22 protein-coding genes are annotated in these 17516 nt (G+C 35.1%); 21 read left to right on the top strand and 1 reads right to left on the bottom strand.

What is annotated here, in order from left to right; all coding sequences use genetic code 11:
* The 16 genes from PHI88_03055 to PHI88_02980 form a co-directional block, all read left to right on the top strand.
* Positions 1-804, top strand: an 804-nt coding sequence (locus tag PHI88_03055) for an ABC transporter ATP-binding protein (GenBank protein MDD5552107.1), incomplete at its 5' end; no start/stop codon positions are given.
* Between the two features lie 13 nt (positions 805-817).
* Positions 818-1969 carry an ABC transporter permease gene (locus PHI88_03050; protein MDD5552106.1) on the top strand — a complete coding sequence of 384 codons (1152 nt, stop codon included), beginning with the start codon at positions 818-820 and terminating at the stop codon, positions 1967-1969.
* Between the two features lie 175 nt (positions 1970-2144).
* Positions 2145-3494 (top strand): phosphoribosylaminoimidazolesuccinocarboxamide synthase, encoded by a 1350-nt coding sequence (locus tag PHI88_03045; protein MDD5552105.1) that lies wholly within the window; start codon positions 2145-2147, stop codon positions 3492-3494.
* Positions 3495-3595: 101 nt separating this feature from the next.
* Positions 3596-4084, top strand: coding sequence for a peptide-methionine (S)-S-oxide reductase MsrA (gene msrA, locus PHI88_03040; GenBank protein ID MDD5552104.1), 489 nt, complete (start codon positions 3596-3598; stop codon positions 4082-4084).
* 8 nt (positions 4085-4092) lie between these two features.
* The gene (locus tag PHI88_03035) at positions 4093-4455 is read left to right on the top strand and encodes a methionine-R-sulfoxide reductase (GenBank protein MDD5552103.1); all 363 of its coding nucleotides are present in this window, start codon (positions 4093-4095) and stop codon (positions 4453-4455) included.
* A complete protein-coding gene (locus PHI88_03030) occupies positions 4452-5111 on the top strand; it encodes a M23 family metallopeptidase (GenBank protein ID MDD5552102.1) in 660 nt (219 codons plus the stop codon). Before PHI88_03035 ends, PHI88_03030 begins: the two co-directional genes overlap by 4 nt.
* 107 nt (positions 5112-5218) lie before the next feature.
* Positions 5219-6061 carry a prepilin-type N-terminal cleavage/methylation domain-containing protein gene (locus PHI88_03025; GenBank protein ID MDD5552101.1) on the top strand — a complete coding sequence of 281 codons (843 nt, stop codon included), beginning with the start codon at positions 5219-5221 and terminating at the stop codon, positions 6059-6061.
* A 4-nt stretch (positions 6062-6065) separates the two neighbouring features.
* Positions 6066-6896 (top strand): prepilin-type N-terminal cleavage/methylation domain-containing protein, encoded by an 831-nt coding sequence (locus PHI88_03020; GenBank protein MDD5552100.1) that lies wholly within the window; start codon positions 6066-6068, stop codon positions 6894-6896.
* A 9-nt stretch (positions 6897-6905) separates the two neighbouring features.
* Positions 6906-7652, top strand: a complete 747-nt coding sequence (locus PHI88_03015; GenBank protein MDD5552099.1) for a hypothetical protein — start codon at positions 6906-6908, stop codon at positions 7650-7652.
* Between the two features lie 137 nt (positions 7653-7789).
* A complete protein-coding gene (locus PHI88_03010; protein MDD5552098.1) occupies positions 7790-8146 on the top strand; it encodes a hypothetical protein in 357 nt (118 codons plus the stop codon).
* 344 nt (positions 8147-8490) lie between these two features.
* Positions 8491-9294: a DUF362 domain-containing protein gene (locus PHI88_03005; GenBank protein MDD5552097.1), complete on the top strand. Its 804-nt coding sequence runs from the start codon at positions 8491-8493 to the stop codon at positions 9292-9294.
* 29 nt (positions 9295-9323) lie between these two features.
* On the top strand, positions 9324-10112 hold the full coding sequence (gene heR, locus PHI88_03000) for a heliorhodopsin HeR (protein MDD5552096.1): 789 nt from the start codon (positions 9324-9326) through the stop codon (positions 10110-10112).
* A gap of 63 nt (positions 10113-10175) precedes the next feature.
* Positions 10176-10793: a hypothetical protein gene (locus PHI88_02995; protein MDD5552095.1), complete on the top strand. Its 618-nt coding sequence runs from the start codon at positions 10176-10178 to the stop codon at positions 10791-10793.
* A 1-nt stretch (position 10794) separates the two neighbouring features.
* Complete coding sequence (locus tag PHI88_02990) at positions 10795-11613, top strand: prepilin-type N-terminal cleavage/methylation domain-containing protein (protein MDD5552094.1); 819 nt, start codon at positions 10795-10797, stop codon at positions 11611-11613.
* A gap of 4 nt (positions 11614-11617) precedes the next feature.
* Positions 11618-12547 carry a hypothetical protein gene (locus PHI88_02985; protein MDD5552093.1) on the top strand — a complete coding sequence of 310 codons (930 nt, stop codon included), beginning with the start codon at positions 11618-11620 and terminating at the stop codon, positions 12545-12547.
* Entirely contained in the window at positions 12540-12923 is a 384-nt protein-coding gene (locus PHI88_02980; protein ID MDD5552092.1) for a hypothetical protein, read from the top strand. The genes PHI88_02985 and PHI88_02980 overlap by 8 nt, the downstream gene beginning before the upstream one ends.
* A 150-nt stretch (positions 12924-13073) precedes the next feature.
* On the opposite strand, the gene PHI88_02975 is transcribed toward PHI88_02980, so the two are convergent.
* Positions 13074-13238 (bottom strand): hypothetical protein, encoded by a 165-nt coding sequence (locus PHI88_02975; GenBank protein ID MDD5552091.1) that lies wholly within the window; start codon positions 13236-13238, stop codon positions 13074-13076.
* Between the two features lie 83 nt (positions 13239-13321).
* Here PHI88_02975 and PHI88_02970 point away from each other — a divergent pair, with 83 nt between their 5' ends.
* From PHI88_02970 to PHI88_02950, 5 genes are all read left to right on the top strand, one after another.
* On the top strand, positions 13322-14509 hold the full coding sequence (locus tag PHI88_02970) for an HD domain-containing protein (protein MDD5552090.1): 1188 nt from the start codon (positions 13322-13324) through the stop codon (positions 14507-14509).
* A gap of 3 nt (positions 14510-14512) precedes the next feature.
* Positions 14513-14737, top strand: coding sequence for a DUF167 domain-containing protein (locus PHI88_02965; protein ID MDD5552089.1), 225 nt, complete (start codon positions 14513-14515; stop codon positions 14735-14737).
* A gap of 6 nt (positions 14738-14743) precedes the next feature.
* The gene (locus PHI88_02960; protein ID MDD5552088.1) at positions 14744-15163 is read left to right on the top strand and encodes a DUF5655 domain-containing protein; all 420 of its coding nucleotides are present in this window, start codon (positions 14744-14746) and stop codon (positions 15161-15163) included.
* Between the two features lie 4 nt (positions 15164-15167).
* Positions 15168-15398, top strand: coding sequence for a hypothetical protein (locus PHI88_02955; protein ID MDD5552087.1), 231 nt, complete (start codon positions 15168-15170; stop codon positions 15396-15398).
* Positions 15399-15532: 134 nt separating this feature from the next.
* Positions 15533-17516 (top strand): AIR synthase-related protein (locus tag PHI88_02950; protein MDD5552086.1); only part of this gene is annotated, 1984 nt, incomplete at its 3' end.

The following is a 17516-nucleotide window of genomic DNA, read 5'->3' as shown; positions in this document are numbered from 1 at the left end:
AATGGAGCAGGCAAGACAACAACTTTAGAAATGATGGAAGGGTTGAGAAAAATTACAAAGGGCGAAATTAAGATTAATAATCTAGATGTTAAGAAAGAAAAAGAAAAAGTAAAATCGATTATCGGAGTTCAGCTTCAGGCGACATCCTTTTTTGAGTATTTAAATTTAGCAGAGATTTTAAGGGTTTTTGGTAATTTTTATAATCGTAAAGTTAATGCCGAGAAAATTTTAAAAGAAGTTCAGCTTTTTGATAAAAAGAAACAATACGTTGAAAAACTTTCAGGAGGACAAAAACAAAGAATGTCTGTTGCTACAGCCCTGGTTAATGATCCAAAAGTTTTGTTTTTAGATGAACCCACAACGGGTCTTGATCCGCAGGCAAGACATAATCTTTGGGATTTAATAAGAATAATTCATAAAAAAGGCAAGACAATAGTTTTAACAACTCATTATATGGACGAAGCAGAATTTTTATGTGATAGAATAGCTATTATGGATAAAGCAAAAATTGTTGCTTTTGATACACCCCATAATTTAATTAAAAAATACGCAAAAACTTCAACAATTGAATTTTCCACAAAAGAAGATATTCCAAAGGAAGATCTTAAGAAATTCAAAACTGTTACAAAAGTAGAAAAATTTGACCATTCTTATATTCTACATGCAACAGATATTGAGCAAATTTTACACAGCTTGGTTGAATATGACAATAAAAATGATATTGAATTTTTAAACCTCCAGGTAAAACAAGCGACACTCGAGGATGTATTTTTGAACTTAACAGGAAGAAGTTTAAGAGAATAAAATAGAAAATAACATGAAAACCGCATTAAAATTTACAGGAGCTTCAATGAAAATGTTTTTCCGCAATAAGTCCGGAGTTTTTTGGACCTTGTTTTTGCCACTTTTAATTATGATTATTTTCGGCTCAATGAACTTTGAAAATTACGGGAAATCTAATATAGCGATTGTAGATAACGCAGAAACAAAAGAAAGTAAAAATTTAATAAAAGAAATGGAGAAAGTAGATATAATTTCTGTAAAGAAAATGAATGAGAAAAGAGCAATGTCAAAACTTAAAGAAGGAGATTTTGATTTGGTTATGATCTTGCCATCCGATTTTTTAGAAAATCCAGATGTTGCGGTTATTCAAAAAGAAGCGCTTATACAAGGAAAAAAAGTAAGTCCATCAGATTTATTGCCAAAAACATCGACAATAAAGATTTATTATAACAAAGGAAAAGAACAGCAAGCCCTTGCAGGAACTACAGTTTTGAAAGAAATGTTTAATAACATAAACAGAGAAATAACTGGGGCGCCGAGTTTATTTAAAATTGAAGAGGAAGCAATAAGTGCTAAAAACTTAAAATATATTGATTTTTTAATTCCCGGAATAGTTGCAATGGCAATAATGCAGATGGGTGTTTTTTCAATTGTTTTTGTTCTAGTTCAATACAGAAAGAAAGGCATTATGAAGAGGTTATTGGTAACGCCAATGAAATCAATTGATTTTATAGCGGGTCAGGTTTTAACAAGAATTTTTGTGTCGATAATGCAAGTAGTTGTAATTGTGGGGGTTGCTGTTTTGGTTTTTGACATTAATGTTGTTGGAAACTATTTTCTGATTTTACTTTTAGTTTCTCTGGGCTCTCTCCTTTTTATCAGCATGGGATTTGCCATGTCTTCTTTTGCAAAGACTGAAGAATCAGCAGCACCAATTGCAAATATTGTGGTTTTCCCAATGCTATTTTTGTCGGGCGTATTTTTTCCGATAGAGGCGATGCCAGCATGGTTGCAAGGTATTTCTAAATACTTACCACTAACTTATTTAGCAAACGGACTTCGTTCTGTAATGACAGAGGGCGTTAAGATAGCGGCAATAAAATCAGACGTTTTGGGGCTTTTGGTTTGGTCAATTATAATGATTATCTTTGCAATTTTGTTTTTCCGTCTAAACCCCGAAGAATAAAACAACCAAGACATAATTGCCGTCTTGTAAGAGGCGGTTTTTTTATTGACAAATTATTATAAAAATATTATAAAAATATTTCAGCTCTTTAAATTATAAGTCAAAAGGCTTTTTATATAAGTTGAGAGAGACCTTCTTTGTTAATAAGAAAAAGATGTTTTAGGAGGAGGTAAAGATGTCTGGAGAATATGAATTTGGTGAGGTGATAAGCGAGGGAAAAACCAAGGTAGTGCGGGCAGTAAAAGGAAATAAAGACCTTGTTGTGATAAAAAACAAGGACGATATCACTGCCCACGATGATCCTTCTTTTACCAAGCAATTTGGAACCAAGGCTAGGTCTTCTACAGAGACCACTTGCCGTGTTTTCGAATTGCTAGCAAAAACGGGTCTGCGGGTGGCTTATGTAGAGCAGCTCTCGCCAACGGAATTTCTGGCCAAGAGGTGCAAAATGATTCCACTTGAAGCTGTCGCCCGGCGATATGCTGTAGGGAGCTTCCTGAAGCGTCATCCCGAGATGGAGAATTCAGAGATACCCTATCGTTTTGAGAAACTCTATTGCGAGTTTTTTCTCAAGACCGCTAAGGGGATCGTCTCACCAGTAGAAGGAGAACCGGTTGATCTTGGGCTTAATTCTTTAAAGGGAGAAGAAGATCCCCTTATTGTAGATGTTTACAGTGAGAAATGGGATCTTTTTCATTCCAAAAAGCCCGCCTGGGACAAGGAAGCCGACTTAAGCAAGGAAGTAAGTAGTAACTTAGTCCTGGCATCCTCGTGTAGTGAAGCCTTTATTGCGAGGATGGAAGATCTTCTTCGGAAGACATTCCTGGTCCTTGAAGGGGCCTGGGCAAACCTTGCTCTTAGGTTGATTGACATGAAGATCGAGTTCGGCTTAAGTCCCAACGGCCGAATTGTAATTGCAGATGTCATCGACAATGATAGCTGGCGACTCAGGACCCAGAAATGGGAAGAGCTCAGTAAACAGGTTTTCCGCGACGGTGGAGACCTCGGACTCATAGAAGAGAACTACCAATTCGTTGCCGGTCTATCAGCTCAACTGCGCATACCCGAGGGGCAGGTGCTTGTCTTATGGCGAGGTTCCAAGAAAGATTTGTTTCCGGAATTTCCAAGCAAAGAAGCGATCAATCTTATAAGGACAGGGTTATTTGCTTTTGAAAAAGTAACCCTGTCTGGTCATAAGTCGACCAGAGATTGCTTGGATAAGCTCAACCGGCTTATTTCAGACTACCCAAGGGGTGGAGTAATCGTTGCCAAAGTAGGCAGAAGCAATGGACTTGGTCCGATCCTGGCAGCACACACAACCTGGCCGGTTCTTGCAATTCCCGCAACGTTGGATTGTTTTCCGGAAGACATATGGAGCAACATCCGTATGCCCTCTAATGTTCCCTTGATGACTGTTTGGCCAGAGGCAAATGCTATGGAGGCTGCGCTTAACATCCTGGCCCAGCAGGGGAATCCTGCGCTATATGCGCATCAGCAGTACGAGATGGAGAAGCGCTTGGCTTAAGAACAAAAAGGAGGTCAGATAACATGGCGAGGGGTCTACGGATTCCTCGCCATTTTCTTTTTCTTGTAAAGAGATATTTTTTTATTAATAATATATAGTATATGGTACAAACTAAAAAAGAACTCGAAGTCGCTACTTTTGGTGCGGGCTGTTTTTGGGGAGTTGAAGAGGTTTTTTATAATACAAAAGGTGTAAAGTCAACTAATGTTGGATTTATGGGTGGAACAGTTAAGAATCCAAGTTATGAATTAGTTTGTATGGGAAATACAGGACATGCCGAAGTTGTTCAACTAAAATATAATCTAAAAGAAGTTTCTTATAAAGATTTACTAAGGATTTTTTGGAAAATTCATAATCCCACAACAAAAAATAAACAGGGGCCCGATATTGGAAATCAGTATAGGTCAGTTATTTTTTATCATACGCCAGAGCAAAAATCTTTAGCAGAGAAGTCAAAAAAAGAATTAGAAAAATCAGCAAAATATAAAAAACCGATTGTGACCGAAATTGAACCAGTAAAACCTTTTTATGAAGCCGAAGAATATCATCAAAAATATTTTCAGAAAAAAGGAGGAAGCTGTCATGTTTAATAAAAAAAATGAAAAAAAATAAACTTACAACAGAGGAAGAAAAAATTATTATAAAAAGGGGGACTGAAAAACCTTTTTCTGGTAAATACAATAATTTTTTTGGTAAGGGAGTTTATGTTTGTAAAAGATGTCAAAATCCTCTTTTTAAGTCAGAGCATAAGTTTAGATCTACTTACGGTTGGCCAAGCTTTGATGATGAAATAAAAGGAGCCATCAAGAGAATCCCAGATGCAGATGGTACGAGAACAGAGATTGTTTGTGCAAAATGTGGAGCACACCTTGGGCATGTTTTTGAGGGCGAAGAAATGACAGAGAAAAATTTACGCCATTGTGTAAATTCAATTTCTTTAAAGTTTAAAGAAAAAGAATGAAAAAAATAATAATTTTTATTCTAATTTTTTTGACAATTATCCTTATTGGAGCAGGGATATTATTTTGTTATCAAAAAGGCAGTCAATCTTCAGAAATAAATAACTTGCCCACAATACAACCAGATGTTTCACCGACAGCAATAAAGAAAGAAAAAGAAATATCAAAATTATCTTTCCCAATAGCGGAATTTGAAGAAAGAATAACAAAAAAAACTTTTGGAATTTATATAACCCCTCAAAATTCTCCAGTTCGGCCTGAGCGTTTCTCGGGCTATCATACGGGCGTTGATGTTGAATATGAAAATACTATGGAAGAAGTTCCGATTTATGCAATTTACGATTGCGAGGTTATTTTGAAAAGATGGGTTTCGGGGTACGGTGGAACAATAATTTTAAAGTGCGATATTGTAAATCAAGAATTTTATATTCTTTACGGACATTTATCAGAAGAAAGTTTTATTAAAAAAAATACCGTAAAGAAGGGAGAGAGAATTGCGATTCTTGGCAAGGGAAAAACAAGAGAAACAGATTTTGAAAGGAAACATCTCCATTTTGCAATAATGAAAAATAATCTTGATCTCAGGGGTTATGTACAAAATAATAAAGAATTAGAAAATTGGTACGATCCGATAGATTTCTATAAAAATTTTAAATAAGAAAAAATATTAACTTTTTAAATTAGGCGCTAAAGAGCGCTTTTTATTTTTTTTATTTTAATTTTTTTGATATAATTTTAAAATATTTAGATTTAGATTTTTAATACATGTTTAAAAATTCTAAAGAAAATTCTTTTACCTTGTTGAATTCCGAAAAGCGGGAGCTACAAAGTCGCTATTCAACAGGGTTTACTATTCTTGAGTTAATCGTTGTAATTACAATAATTGCTATTTTAACAGGAATTGTTTTAATTGGGGTTTTTGACGTGAGAGAAAGAGCGAGAGAATCAAGTTTAAAAGTTTATACGGGAAGTATAGAGAATCAATTAGGCTCCATTATCGCAGGGGCTTGGTATTTTGAAGAAGCAAAAGGAATAATAATTAAGGATTTTAGTGGAAATGAAAACCAGGGAACTATATATGGAGCTACTTGGAATACCACAAACCAACTTAATGGACTAAACTATACTTTACAATTTAACGGCACTAGTGATTATATTGCTTTGCCAAATGATCTTGGATATAAAGACCAGGTTTCTGCTTTTGCATGGGTTAAAACAACAGGATCTCCTGCTGGCACATATCATATTGTTTTTGGTGGACAGTATCTTGAAATAAGTATTTATTATACAGGGCTTTTAAGGACGGGGCTTTATACAAGTGGTGGCAGATTTGTTTCAAATCATGGATCTGGTTTAACAGATGGAAATTGGCATCATGTTGGTTTTACTTTTGATGGCTCAACAAAAAAAACCTATATCGATGGTCAGTATATGGGGTCTTTGGGCACTACTGGTAATTTGATAGGATCTTTTGCAGACAGGACAATAGGAAGATATGGTTCATCAACGGCATATTATCTTAATGGCGAAATAGCAGAAGCTATGATTTTAAGCCGTGGAATAACAGATGAAGAAGTAAAATTATTATATAATTCAAGAAAACAATAATTTAATGGACAGAAAAGAAAAATCTTTCACATTATTGGAGTTATTAGTTGTAATCGCAATAATAGCAATCCTTGCAGGAGTTGTAATAGCTTCTGTAGTAGACTTACGCCAAAGAGCCAAAGAATCCAAAGGAATGCAATTTTCACAAAACATACGTACTACTCTTTCCAATGAACTTACAGGAGAGTGGAATTTTGATGATTCAGTAAATCCAGGAAGAGATTCTAGTGATTATGATAATAATTGTACAGTTACTGGAGCTACATCGGCAGATGGCAAAGTGAGAACCGCTTTAAGGTTTATCCCAAATCAATTCCTTGATTGCGGTATTAAAGAAGAGTTTAACCTTACTTCAACAGGGACCATTAATGTATGGGCAAAATCCAATAGAAACTACCCAAGCGATTCTACTTCAACCGCTTATAGGGGTATTATTTCCAAAACTGCGAATGGATCAATTTCTGGTATTGCATACTCAATTGATTGGTATGGTACTAATTCATCTCGTACCTTAAGAACAATGATATGTAGTGGTGCGGGTACAAATGGAATTTCAATATCAAATTTTGACTTTAAATCGGGTTGGAATAATATTATTTTTTCTTGGAATGGGAGCAAAATTTTTTTGTATATAAACGGAGAGCAACAGATACCAGGAAATCAAACCCTAAATGCTCAAATATTAAATACAACTTTTGATATTGGAAGGGCTTTTAAGGTAGGTTATTGGGATGGGTGGATAGATGAAGTACAAATTTATAATCGTGCCCTAACAGCCCATGAAATTCAACAACTTTATGTGCAAAGCAAAGGTCGTCACTTAGTAGATAAATAATATAAAAATATGGAGAGAACAAAAATATTTTTAATCATTGTGGCATTGTTAATTATTTTTATTGCGTTGGGATTTTATATTTACAAACAAAGAGCACCAGGAGAAAAAGAAGCTTTAGAGACAGAGCCGACTGTGACGGCAGAGCCAACGGAAACTTCAGAAAAAACGCAACAAAAAAATGTTTGGATGTTTGGACGTTCGGTTATGGCAGGGTGGTTTGAATACTGGGGGTCAGATGTTCAAACGCCGGCGAAGAGAAAAGGTTATGTTTTAGAATATAAAGGCCTTTATGAACCGCCAGATATTGCTTCCAGTTTTGAAGAATATATAAACGACCTTTCAGCAAATGAAAAACCAGTAGCTTTTTTTAAATTTTGTTTTGTTGATTTTCATGGAGGTTCAAAAGAAGAGGCAAATAATAATTTAAAAGAAAACAAAAAATACATAGAGGAAGTTTATAGAATTGCCAAGAATAAAGGATTAAAACTAATAATTGGAAATGCTTTACCTAGGGTTGCGGCAGAAACAGATTCATACTTGAAATGGAACCATAAACAATACAACAAATGGTTGCTTGAATTAGAAAAGAAATATCCCGAAGATATAATTATTTTTGATTTCTATAATAATTTAGTTGATAATTCGGGTAATTTAAAAGAAAGATTTGCAGTAGATAAATATGATTCTCATCTTAATAGAGAGGCTTATGATGTGCTCGACAAAGATTTTTTTGAGTTGTTAGAAAAAAATTTTTAAGAAAATTTCACACTAAAAATAAATAGAGATAGCCATATTGGTTATGGTTTGTTTTTGGTTTGGGTTGAAAATATCTTTATTTTATGGCATAATAGGGCAGAACATAAAAGGCTAGTCAGGAAGGAGAGCTGATATAAATGGGAAAAGATAACATAATCTTTCTTCATTCTTTTAGGACGAGGAATCTTAATCCCGACTTAAAAGAAGCAGTGGAAGAGATGAGGAAGAGACTGCGAGAGATTTCGGAAAAGATAGCATCAAGCATGGGCAAAGAAGGAAACGAGGAAGCAGAAAAAGAAAGGTTATCCAGGTTTTTGGGAATGTATGTTGAGCTCCACGAGCTCGTGATGGAAATTCCCGAAAAGATTCAAAGCCCAAAAGAGCTGGGAGCTATGATTCAGATTCTATGCGAAGTATCATACGGACTGTTTGAGATTTCAGAGGAACTAAGGAAGGAAGGCGAAAGTCTTCTGGAAGGAAAAGAAGGAGGTTAAGTATTGAGATTCTTAAGTAGGAAAAGGAAAAGATCGCAAGAACCACAGTCACAGGAGGTAGAAGAGGGAAAAAAGAAGATCCATCTTTGGTTTCCAGACACGGATGTCGTGTGTGGTAATCGAAGAAAAGACGCTTTTATCTTGCCAAAAGAAGCGTTTTTTGATCTTCCCAGATCCAGACAATGTTCAGAATGCCTCTCGATCTATCTAAAGGATACAGAGAAGACCTGAACAATCCTTCGTTCTTTCGAAGGCCCTCGTAGAAGACCCAAAGACCCGCGAGATTAAACAAAGGGTCTTTTTATTTATAAAAATGATATTTTTTTGGTAAAATATATTAATCTATGGAAATAGAAAAAGTAAGCAAAATAAAAGTTAGTGAGAATTTAAAAAGTTCTGTTTTGGCAGCCGTTAGTGAAATAGGCGGCTTTAAAAATTTTATAAATCCGGGAGAGACAGTTTTACTAAAGCCGAATTTTAATACGGCCGATCCTTTTCCTGCTTCAACAGATTTAGAGTTTTTAAAAACTGTTGTTGAGCTAGTTTATGAATGTGATCCGAAAATTGTAATGATAGGGGATTCTTCTACAATGAGTATAAATACACGAAAGGTAATGGAAGAATTGGGAGTTTTTAAGTTGGAAAAAATGCCAAAACCACCTCGGATTTATGTTTTTGAAGAGCGAAAATGGATAAAGAAGGAAATTCCAGAAGGAAAATATTTAAAGAAAGTTTCCGTAACAAATTTTTTGGACAGAGCAGATAAAGTTATTTTACTCCCATGTTTAAAAACTCATTTTTTAGCTCAATATACAGGAGCTTTGAAACTTTCAGTTGGTTTTATGAAGCCATATCAGCGTGTTTCTTTACATGCAAGACATTTACAGGAGAAAATATCAGAGTTAAATAAAATAGTTTCAGCTGACCTTGTTATTATGGATGCAAGAAAATGTTTTATTAATAAAGGTCCCGCGAAAGGAAAAATTAAAGAACCAAATTTAATTTTAGCCTCAGAAAATAGGATTGCAATTGATATTGAGGGAGTTAAAGTAATTCAAAGCTATAGAGGAAACTCTCTTGGAGACATTAATCCACTTGAAATTCCACAAATCAAAAGGGCACTTGAAATGGATATAAGTAAAAACTAAAAAGGTCGAAAAAAACAAAAAATAAAATCATGAAAAAAGAAAAAACTTTAGACTATAGCGAAGAAACATTTAAGAAGCTTCGTATTTATAATGCTGTTATGGGGGTTTTCCATTTTCTGCAAGCAACATTAATGTTACTTTTAAGCAATGATTTTTCATTACCAGTTACAACTTCTTATTTAAATTTTGATATCGCAACAAAGAGCATTGATCCCGTAAAAAACCAGTTATTTGATTTAAGAATTGGTCCCATTGTGGCGGCTTTTCTTTTTATATCCGCAATTGCTCATTTTTTACTGGCAACGGTTTTATATAAATGGTATGTAAAAAACTTAAAGAAAAATATTAACTATGCTCGTTGGTATGAGTACGCAGTATCTTCTTCTTTAATGATTGTTGTAATTGCAATGCTTTGTGGAATGTATGATTTATCAAGCTTAATTTTAATCTTTGCTTTAAACGCAATGATGATTTTCTTTGGTTTGGTGATGGAGCTTCATAACCAGACAACCAAAAAAACAAATTGGACTTCTTTTGTTTTTGGTTGTATTGCGGGGATAGTTCCCTGGATTGTAATTTTTCTTTATTTTCAGGGAGCCGTATCTTCGGTTGGAGATGTTATTCCAAAATTTGTTTATGGAATTTTAGCTTCCATATTTGTTTTCTTTAATATATTTGCCATTAACATGGTTTTGCAATACAAGAAGGTTGGCCGCTGGAAAAATTATTTGTATGGAGAGGTAATTTATATTCTTTTAAGCTTAATTGCAAAATCAGCTCTTGCTTGGCAGATTTTTTCTGGGACATTAAGGGGTTAATTTTAAACAAAAAATATTTTTTTTCATTGACTTCTTTTTTCTTTGGAAGGATAATAAAAAAATATGTCTGTGAAATTTACAAAAGAAGAAGCAGATAGAATAATAAATATTGAGGGAAATGTAAGGCTCGCTACATTTAATACGTATTATAGTTTTATCTTTGATATAAAGGGAAAGGAAGGTGTGGAAGCTGTGGAGAAAAAATTAAAAGAGGTTGGCTACCCCATGGATTTAGAAGGGCTTTATAAGGGGGATTCTTTAAAATGGGTACCTCAAGCGCAGGGATGTCTAATTCTTGTTGCTATTTTAGATTATCTTGGTTGGGAGGAAAAAGATGCCCAAAAGATAGGGTATTTTCTATCTGCAACAACTTTTTTCACAAAACTTATAATAAAATATATTATATCTCCCGAAAAAACCTTTAAAGAATCTGCAAAGCTTTGGAAAAGGCATTATGCTTTTAGTGAACTTGAATTAATTGAAAGCAACCTTGAAAAGAAATATGTTGTTTTTCGCATAAATAATTTTAAAAAATTTCACCTTGCGCTTTATTATTCCATTGGCGGTTATATTGTAAAAATTGTAGAGATGGCAACAGGGAGCAAAAAAACAAATTTAGAATTAACAAAATGTATATTTTGGAACGATCCTTATGATGAAATAAAAATAACCTGGGAATAGAATGCAAAAATCTTCTCAAAAATCTTTCACTCTTCTTGAACTTCTCGTTGTAATTGCAATAATAGCAATCCTTGCAGGAGTTGTAATAGCTTCTGTAGTAGATTTACGCCAAAGAACCAAAGAATCCAAAGGAATGCAGTTTTCTCAGAACATACGCACAACTCTTTCCAATGAACTTGTAGGGGAATGGAAATTTGATAATTTAACTACTCCTTATATAGATACTAGCGATGAAGGAATTAACGGTACTCCATATAACAATCCGCAGCAAACAGATGACGCAAAGGTAGGAAAGGCTTTGTTGGTAAACGGCCAACGTGTAGACATGATAGATGTTAATTGTAAACAAAAATTACTTTATTCTGAATTTACTATAGAGGCATGGGCGAGAGCTTCTACGCTTGGTACTTGGAACGGACTTTTGACAAGTAAACGAGCTGCGGCAGATGGCTTTAATCTTCAGATGGGAACAGCTCAAAATATTGCAATGTTAATAGGAAACGGAACCACTTATACTTATATTAAAACTGACTGGGCGCCAAGCATAAAGACATGGTATCATATAATAGCTACGCATCGTTCTAATAACTTAAATGAGTTATACGTAAACGGAAATAAAGAAAAAGAAGGAAGTTTCGCAATAGGTTATGCATCAAGTTTTACAAATAATACATGTGTTTGTATTGGCTGTTTCTATCTTGGAGGAGCCTCTTTTAATGGAATTATCGACGAAGTTAGAATATATAAATCAGCTTTAACTGCAAAACAGATAAAACAGCTTTATGCAGAAGGTAAAATAAGACACCTTGTTAATAAATAAAGTTATGAATAAAAAAAATCAGAAAATTATTATAGTTATTTTTTCGTTATTTGTTTTTTTAGCTTTAACTTTAGCTGGTTTAATCTATCTTTATAAAATAGGTACAAAGAAAGAAAAAGAAGAATTAATAACCATAGAGCCGACAGCACAGCCCAAAAAAGAAGTTGAGAATAAAGAATATGTAAACTCAAATATTACTTTAGTGGCATACAAAGGAGAAGTTTTCTCTGCAAAAGTTCCAAAGGGTTGGTTGGTAACTGACAACGAAAGCGGAATTGATATTATAGATAAAGACGATAAAAATACTGGAGCGTCATCTGCTGTTGCTGTTGGTTGGCATGGCAAAAGTAACCCCGATGCATTTATTGCGTTTATGATAGAACAAGTTGGACTTCAAAACGTCAAATATACAAATGAATCAAAAGAAGAAGTAATTAAGGATCCAACAACGGGGCTGACATGGCTTATGAAAACAAAGACTTTTACCTGCAAAAATAGCGCTGGTGCTCGTCTAAAAATAAAGGCAAGTGCTGGAGTTATGAACGGATATGGACAGTATATTGCTTTACTTACCGCCTTTCAGACAACTCAAAATAAGTGGTCAAGTTGGGCACCTCTTCTTGAAAGAGTGGCAAAGAGCATTATGATAACTAATCCTCAAAAAGCCGGTGGAGTAGATAAGGTAAGATTACCTTCAGCAAGCGATTTAGCAAATGATTCCAGTCCTTTAATGGAATCTTGGGAATATAGAAATGGTGTTCAAGATAAAACATCTCATGAGTTTAGCGATGCCATTATGGGTCATGAATCAGATTTAATTTCTCCCTCAACAGGCAATTCATATACTTTGCCTCTTTCAAATTACGATCCAACGGTCGGCGGGTATCGCAATCCGGACAATACTTCAGAAATTTTAGTCGACCCATATGAATAATATAAACAAAATTAGAATTTTTATTTTAGTGCTAGTTATGTTTTTTTGTTTTCAATTCGTTTATGCTGATATTCCAAATCCCGATTATCCAAGCGAAAGCTGCAATCCCGACGAAACAATGGTTACTTGTCATTATAATAATATTGATTCTGAATCTAACGAATGCAAAGAATATGAAGATAATTCTAACTATCGTTTTTTAGAAAACAGTGGCTCGGCAACTGCGGGAGAAGCAAGATATTGTAAAATAGCTGGCTCAAATGATGGTTCTAGGAGAACAAGCAATTTTTTTAAAACGGGAATTTTGGCTGGAACCATAATTATTTTTTCTTTAGGAGGGATAGTCTTTTTAAAGAAAAGAAATGTTCACTCTTAATTATTTTTTAGCCCTATTTCTGACTTTATTTTTGGAAATAATAATTGGGTTGATTTTTGGTTTTCGGAGAAAAATAGAAATAACAAATATAATTTTAGTCAATCTCGTAACCCATCCTTTTTTAAATTATGTTCTTTTCGTTTTAAATTATTATTTTTTAATCTTCAGGAAGACAAATATTTTTTGGACTTTTTTGATAGTTTTAGAAATCATAGTCATATTAATCGAGAACTTTCTTTTGAGATATGCTTTGCCCTGCCAAAACAAAAGAAAGATTTTATTTTTAACAATAACAATGAATGTTATTTCTTTCATTGTTTTTTTATTTTTTACTTGATCTAAATGTATCTTAATCTTGAAAGAGGTATCCTTTTGTGGGAGAATTTAAAATAAAATCCATGAAAAAAGAAGATAAAATATTTTCAGAGATAATTTTAAATAATTCAAAAATAGAAAAAGAGAAATTTTTTCCCTATGCTTGCAGGAGCGATGATGGGGTGAGAAGATATCCAAAAAGAGAAAAATTACCCGATAAAAAAAATTTAAGGTCAATATTTTTTCACGATACAGATAAAATAATACATTCTCTTGCATATACCCGTTATATAGACAAAACACAGGTTTTTTATTTATTTAACAACGATCATTTAACGCACAGAGTTTTACATGTTCAGTTTGTTTCAAAAATTGGCAGGGTAATTGGAAGGTGTCTTAAATTAAATGAAGACTTAATTGAAGCAATTTCTCTGGGCCATGATTTGGGACATGCGCCTTTTGGACATGAGGGCGAAGAGGCGTTGGACGAAATATGCCAAAAAAATAAGATAGGATTTTTTCGTCATAATGCCCAAAGCGTAAGATTGTTGGAAGACATAGGTCAGCATGGCAAAGGATTGAATTTATCTTTACAAGTTTTAGATGGTATTTTATGCCACAATGGTGAGATGATTAATGAGAAATATTTCCCGAATAGAAAAAAAACCTGGAAAAAATTTGACGAAGAATATAAAAACTGCTTATTAAAAAAGAATTACAGCAAAAGAATCTTTCCAATGACTCTTGAAGGATGCGTTGTTAGGATTTCAGATATTATTGCCTATATTGGAAGAGACTTTGAAGACGCGGTAAGACTTAAATTGATAAAAAGAGAAGAAATGCCGATTGAGGCAAAAAAAAGATTAGGAGATTCAAATGACAAAATAATAAATAGTTTAGTTGAGGATCTTATAAAAAATAGTTACGGCAAAGAATATATTGCGTTTAGTAAGGATATTTTTAAAAACTTAAATTATTTAAGAAAATTTAACTTTGAAAAAATTTATTTTAACTCCAAAATTAAAACTGAAACGCAAAAAATTAAGAATATGTTTTGGGATTTATTTAAGAAGTATTGTGAAGATGTCAAAAATAAAAATTATTCCTCACCGATTTATGAATACTTTTTAAACAGTAGAAGTAGAGAATACTTAAAAAAGACAAACGACAAAAGAAAAGTTGTGGACTTTATATCTGGCATGACAGACAACTTTTTTAACAAACAATACGAGGAGCTTTTTATGCCAAAAAACTTTGGTTATTCTATATAAAAAATGAAAATTTTTATAAAAGTAAAAATAAAAGCAAAAGAAGAAAAAGTTGAAAAAATAGATAAAAATCACTTTATAGTTTGGACTAAAGAACCGCCCGATAAAGGAAAAGCAAATAAGGCAATATTAAATGTTTTAGCAAAAAACTTAAACATTCCTGTCTCAAATTTAAAAATTATTTCCGGGTTTACTTCAAAAAATAAAGTTATTAAAATTTTAAATAAATAAGAGAATATGGAACAAAAACTTTGGAAGTGTAAAAAATGCAAAAGAGAGTTTAAGAAAAAAAATCAAGCGCATTCTTGTGTTGTATATCCGATTAAAAACCATTTTAAAAATAAGGAACTTGCGAAAGAATTGTTTGAATATTTTAAAAAAGAAATTCAAAAGAACGTGGGACCACTAAAAATAGAATCTTTGCCCTGCTGTATTCATTTGGTTAGTAACTATACCTTTGGCGCAGTTTGGGCCTTAAAAGATAAAATAAGAATTGATTTTCGGGTGGATCGTAAGATTAAAAGCAAAAAAATTTGGAAAATGATACAAATGTCACCAGGAAGATTTCTTTATTATTTTGAGATTTATAACAAAAAAGAAATAGATAAAGAACTTCTTTCATACGTTAAAGAGGCTTATAATTTAAATAAAAAATAATTAAATGGATTCAAGAAAGCTAGAAGTGATATTTGAGTTTTTAATTTTTGGTATTGTAATTGGAATAGCAGAGGATTTAATTGCCATAAAAGTAACAACTGGTGAGCCAATAACATTAAGAATAGTTGGAATTATAGTTTTAATAGCAATTCCATTTGCAATAATAGGGGAGTTAATTGCAGATAATATAGATTTTGTGAAAATATACAGAAAAATATTTAACAGAAAGAAATAAACATAAGCCCGAAAGGGCTGTTTTTCTGATTGACTTATAAGAAATCTATTGTATATTTTAAATGGAGGTACAGATGTACCTTTTATTTTAATTAGGAAAATTTTTGAATTGAAAAAGATGAAAGGAGAGAAGTAATGACAGTGATTGAGAGGTTCTATCGGTTGTCGCACGACTTCGACGGAGAATACTGTTTTTACGTCGAAGTATCGAGTCCGCTAAAAAGGAAGGAGTTGATAAAGTTTGAGTGGCTTCTTGCCGAGACCTTTGCACCGCAAGAATTTGGACGTCAGTCATTTCTGAACGCGGCTGAGGTCGGGATCATTGAGTTGGGGCCTAGGCTGAACTTTGAAACAGCCTACTCAACTAATGCAACGGCAATTTGCCATGTTTGTGGATTGATCAAGGTACGACGGTTGGAGCGATCGAGACGGTATGTCCATTCAGGAGAAATGGACAGGTCCAGCTTTATCGTCAACAACCACGATCGTATGATAGAGTGTCTTTATGATCGACCTCTGGAATCTTTCGAGACCGGCATCGTACCCGAACTCGTCTATCATATTCCTATGATAGAGAAGGGTCCGGATGCACTTCTTGAGGTGCCCGGCCTTGCTATGGACGAGTGGGACAGAAATCTCTACTATCACTACTTTGTGGAAGAAGAGAGAAGGAATCCCACCATAGTCGAGATCATGGACCTTGATAATGCCAATAGCGAGCATTCTCGCCACGGCTATTTTAAGGGGAAACAGATCATCGATGGAGTCGAGATGCCAGAGACACTACTGGAGATCGTAAAGTCCACCCTAGAGGCAAATCCAGGAAATAGCGTTATCGCCTTCAAGGACAATTCCAGCGCTATCAGCGGATATGACTGCCTAACTATCCTGCCAGAAAATCCCGGCAAGTCTTCGTCTTTCAGAAGACATAAGGTGCGTTATCATCCCATCTTAACTGCTGAAACGCACAACTTTCCTACGGGTGTAGCGCCTTTTCCAGGCGCTGAGACAGGAACAGGTGGCAGGATTCGCGATGTGCAAGCAACCGGCAGGGGTGGTCTTGTAATCGTAGGAACAGCAGGGTACTGCGTAGGCAATCTTCTTATTCCGGGCTACGATCTGCCCTGGGAAGATAAAAGTCTTACTTATCCGTCAAGCCTGGCAGATCCTTTTACCATCGAGATCAAGGCTAGCGATGGTGCCAGCGACTATGGCAACAAGTTCGGCGAGCCAGTTGTTCTTGGCTTTACCCGATCGTTTGACCTTAGGTCTTCTGACGGTGAACGTTGGGGCTGGATTAAGCCCATTATGTTCACCGCCGGTATCGGTCAGATAGACGCAAGGCATGTCGAGAAGAAAGAGGCCCTACAAGGGATGCTCATTGTTCAGGTAGGCGGTCCTGCTTACGGTATTGGAGTCGGCGGTGGCTCAGCTTCCAGTAAGCTCCAGGGAGAGAACGAAGAGGAGCTTGACTTCAATGCAGTTCAGCGGGGCGACGCGGAAATGGAACAGAAGATGAACCGCGTCATCCGCGCCTGCATCGAAATGGGAGACGAAAATCCCATCGAGAGCATCCATGATCAAGGTGCTGGGGGTCCTGCCAACGTCTTAAAGGAGCTTGTCGAGAAAGCCGGCGGCAGGATAGAACTCAGGCGTATAAGGCTGGGTGATCCAACCCTTTCAGTGCTTAAGATCTGGATTGCCGAATACCAGGAAAGGTGCGGCTTTCTTATCCGTCCCGAGAGGATAGCTGAATTTGAATCGATCTGCGAGAGGGAGAAAGTTCCTTGCGAGGTTCTTGGTGAAGTAACTGGTGATGGTCGGTTCGTAGTCCACGACAAAGATGATAACTCAACACCGGTCAACCTTAACCTCGAAAGGGTCTTGGGGAACATATCCCAAAAGACCTTCAAGGACGAGAGGGTTCAGAAAAAAAAGGAGTCTGTCCAGTTACCTGATGTGACCCTTATGCATGCCCTTTTTGGGGTGCTTCGCAATCTGGCGGTTGGTTCAAAAGGTCATCTCACGCATAAAGTAGATCGAAGCGTGGGCGGTCTCGTTGCTCAGCAACAGTGCTGCGGTCCTCTTCATCTTCCGGTCGCGGACGTAGCCGTCCTGG

Source organism: Candidatus Paceibacterota bacterium, assembly GCA_028716825.1.
In the GTDB taxonomy this organism is placed as follows: Bacteria; Patescibacteriota; Minisyncoccia; order Minisyncoccales.
The sequence above is the reverse complement of the archived record's forward strand: the minus strand, read 5'-3'. Positions and strand labels throughout refer to the sequence as shown.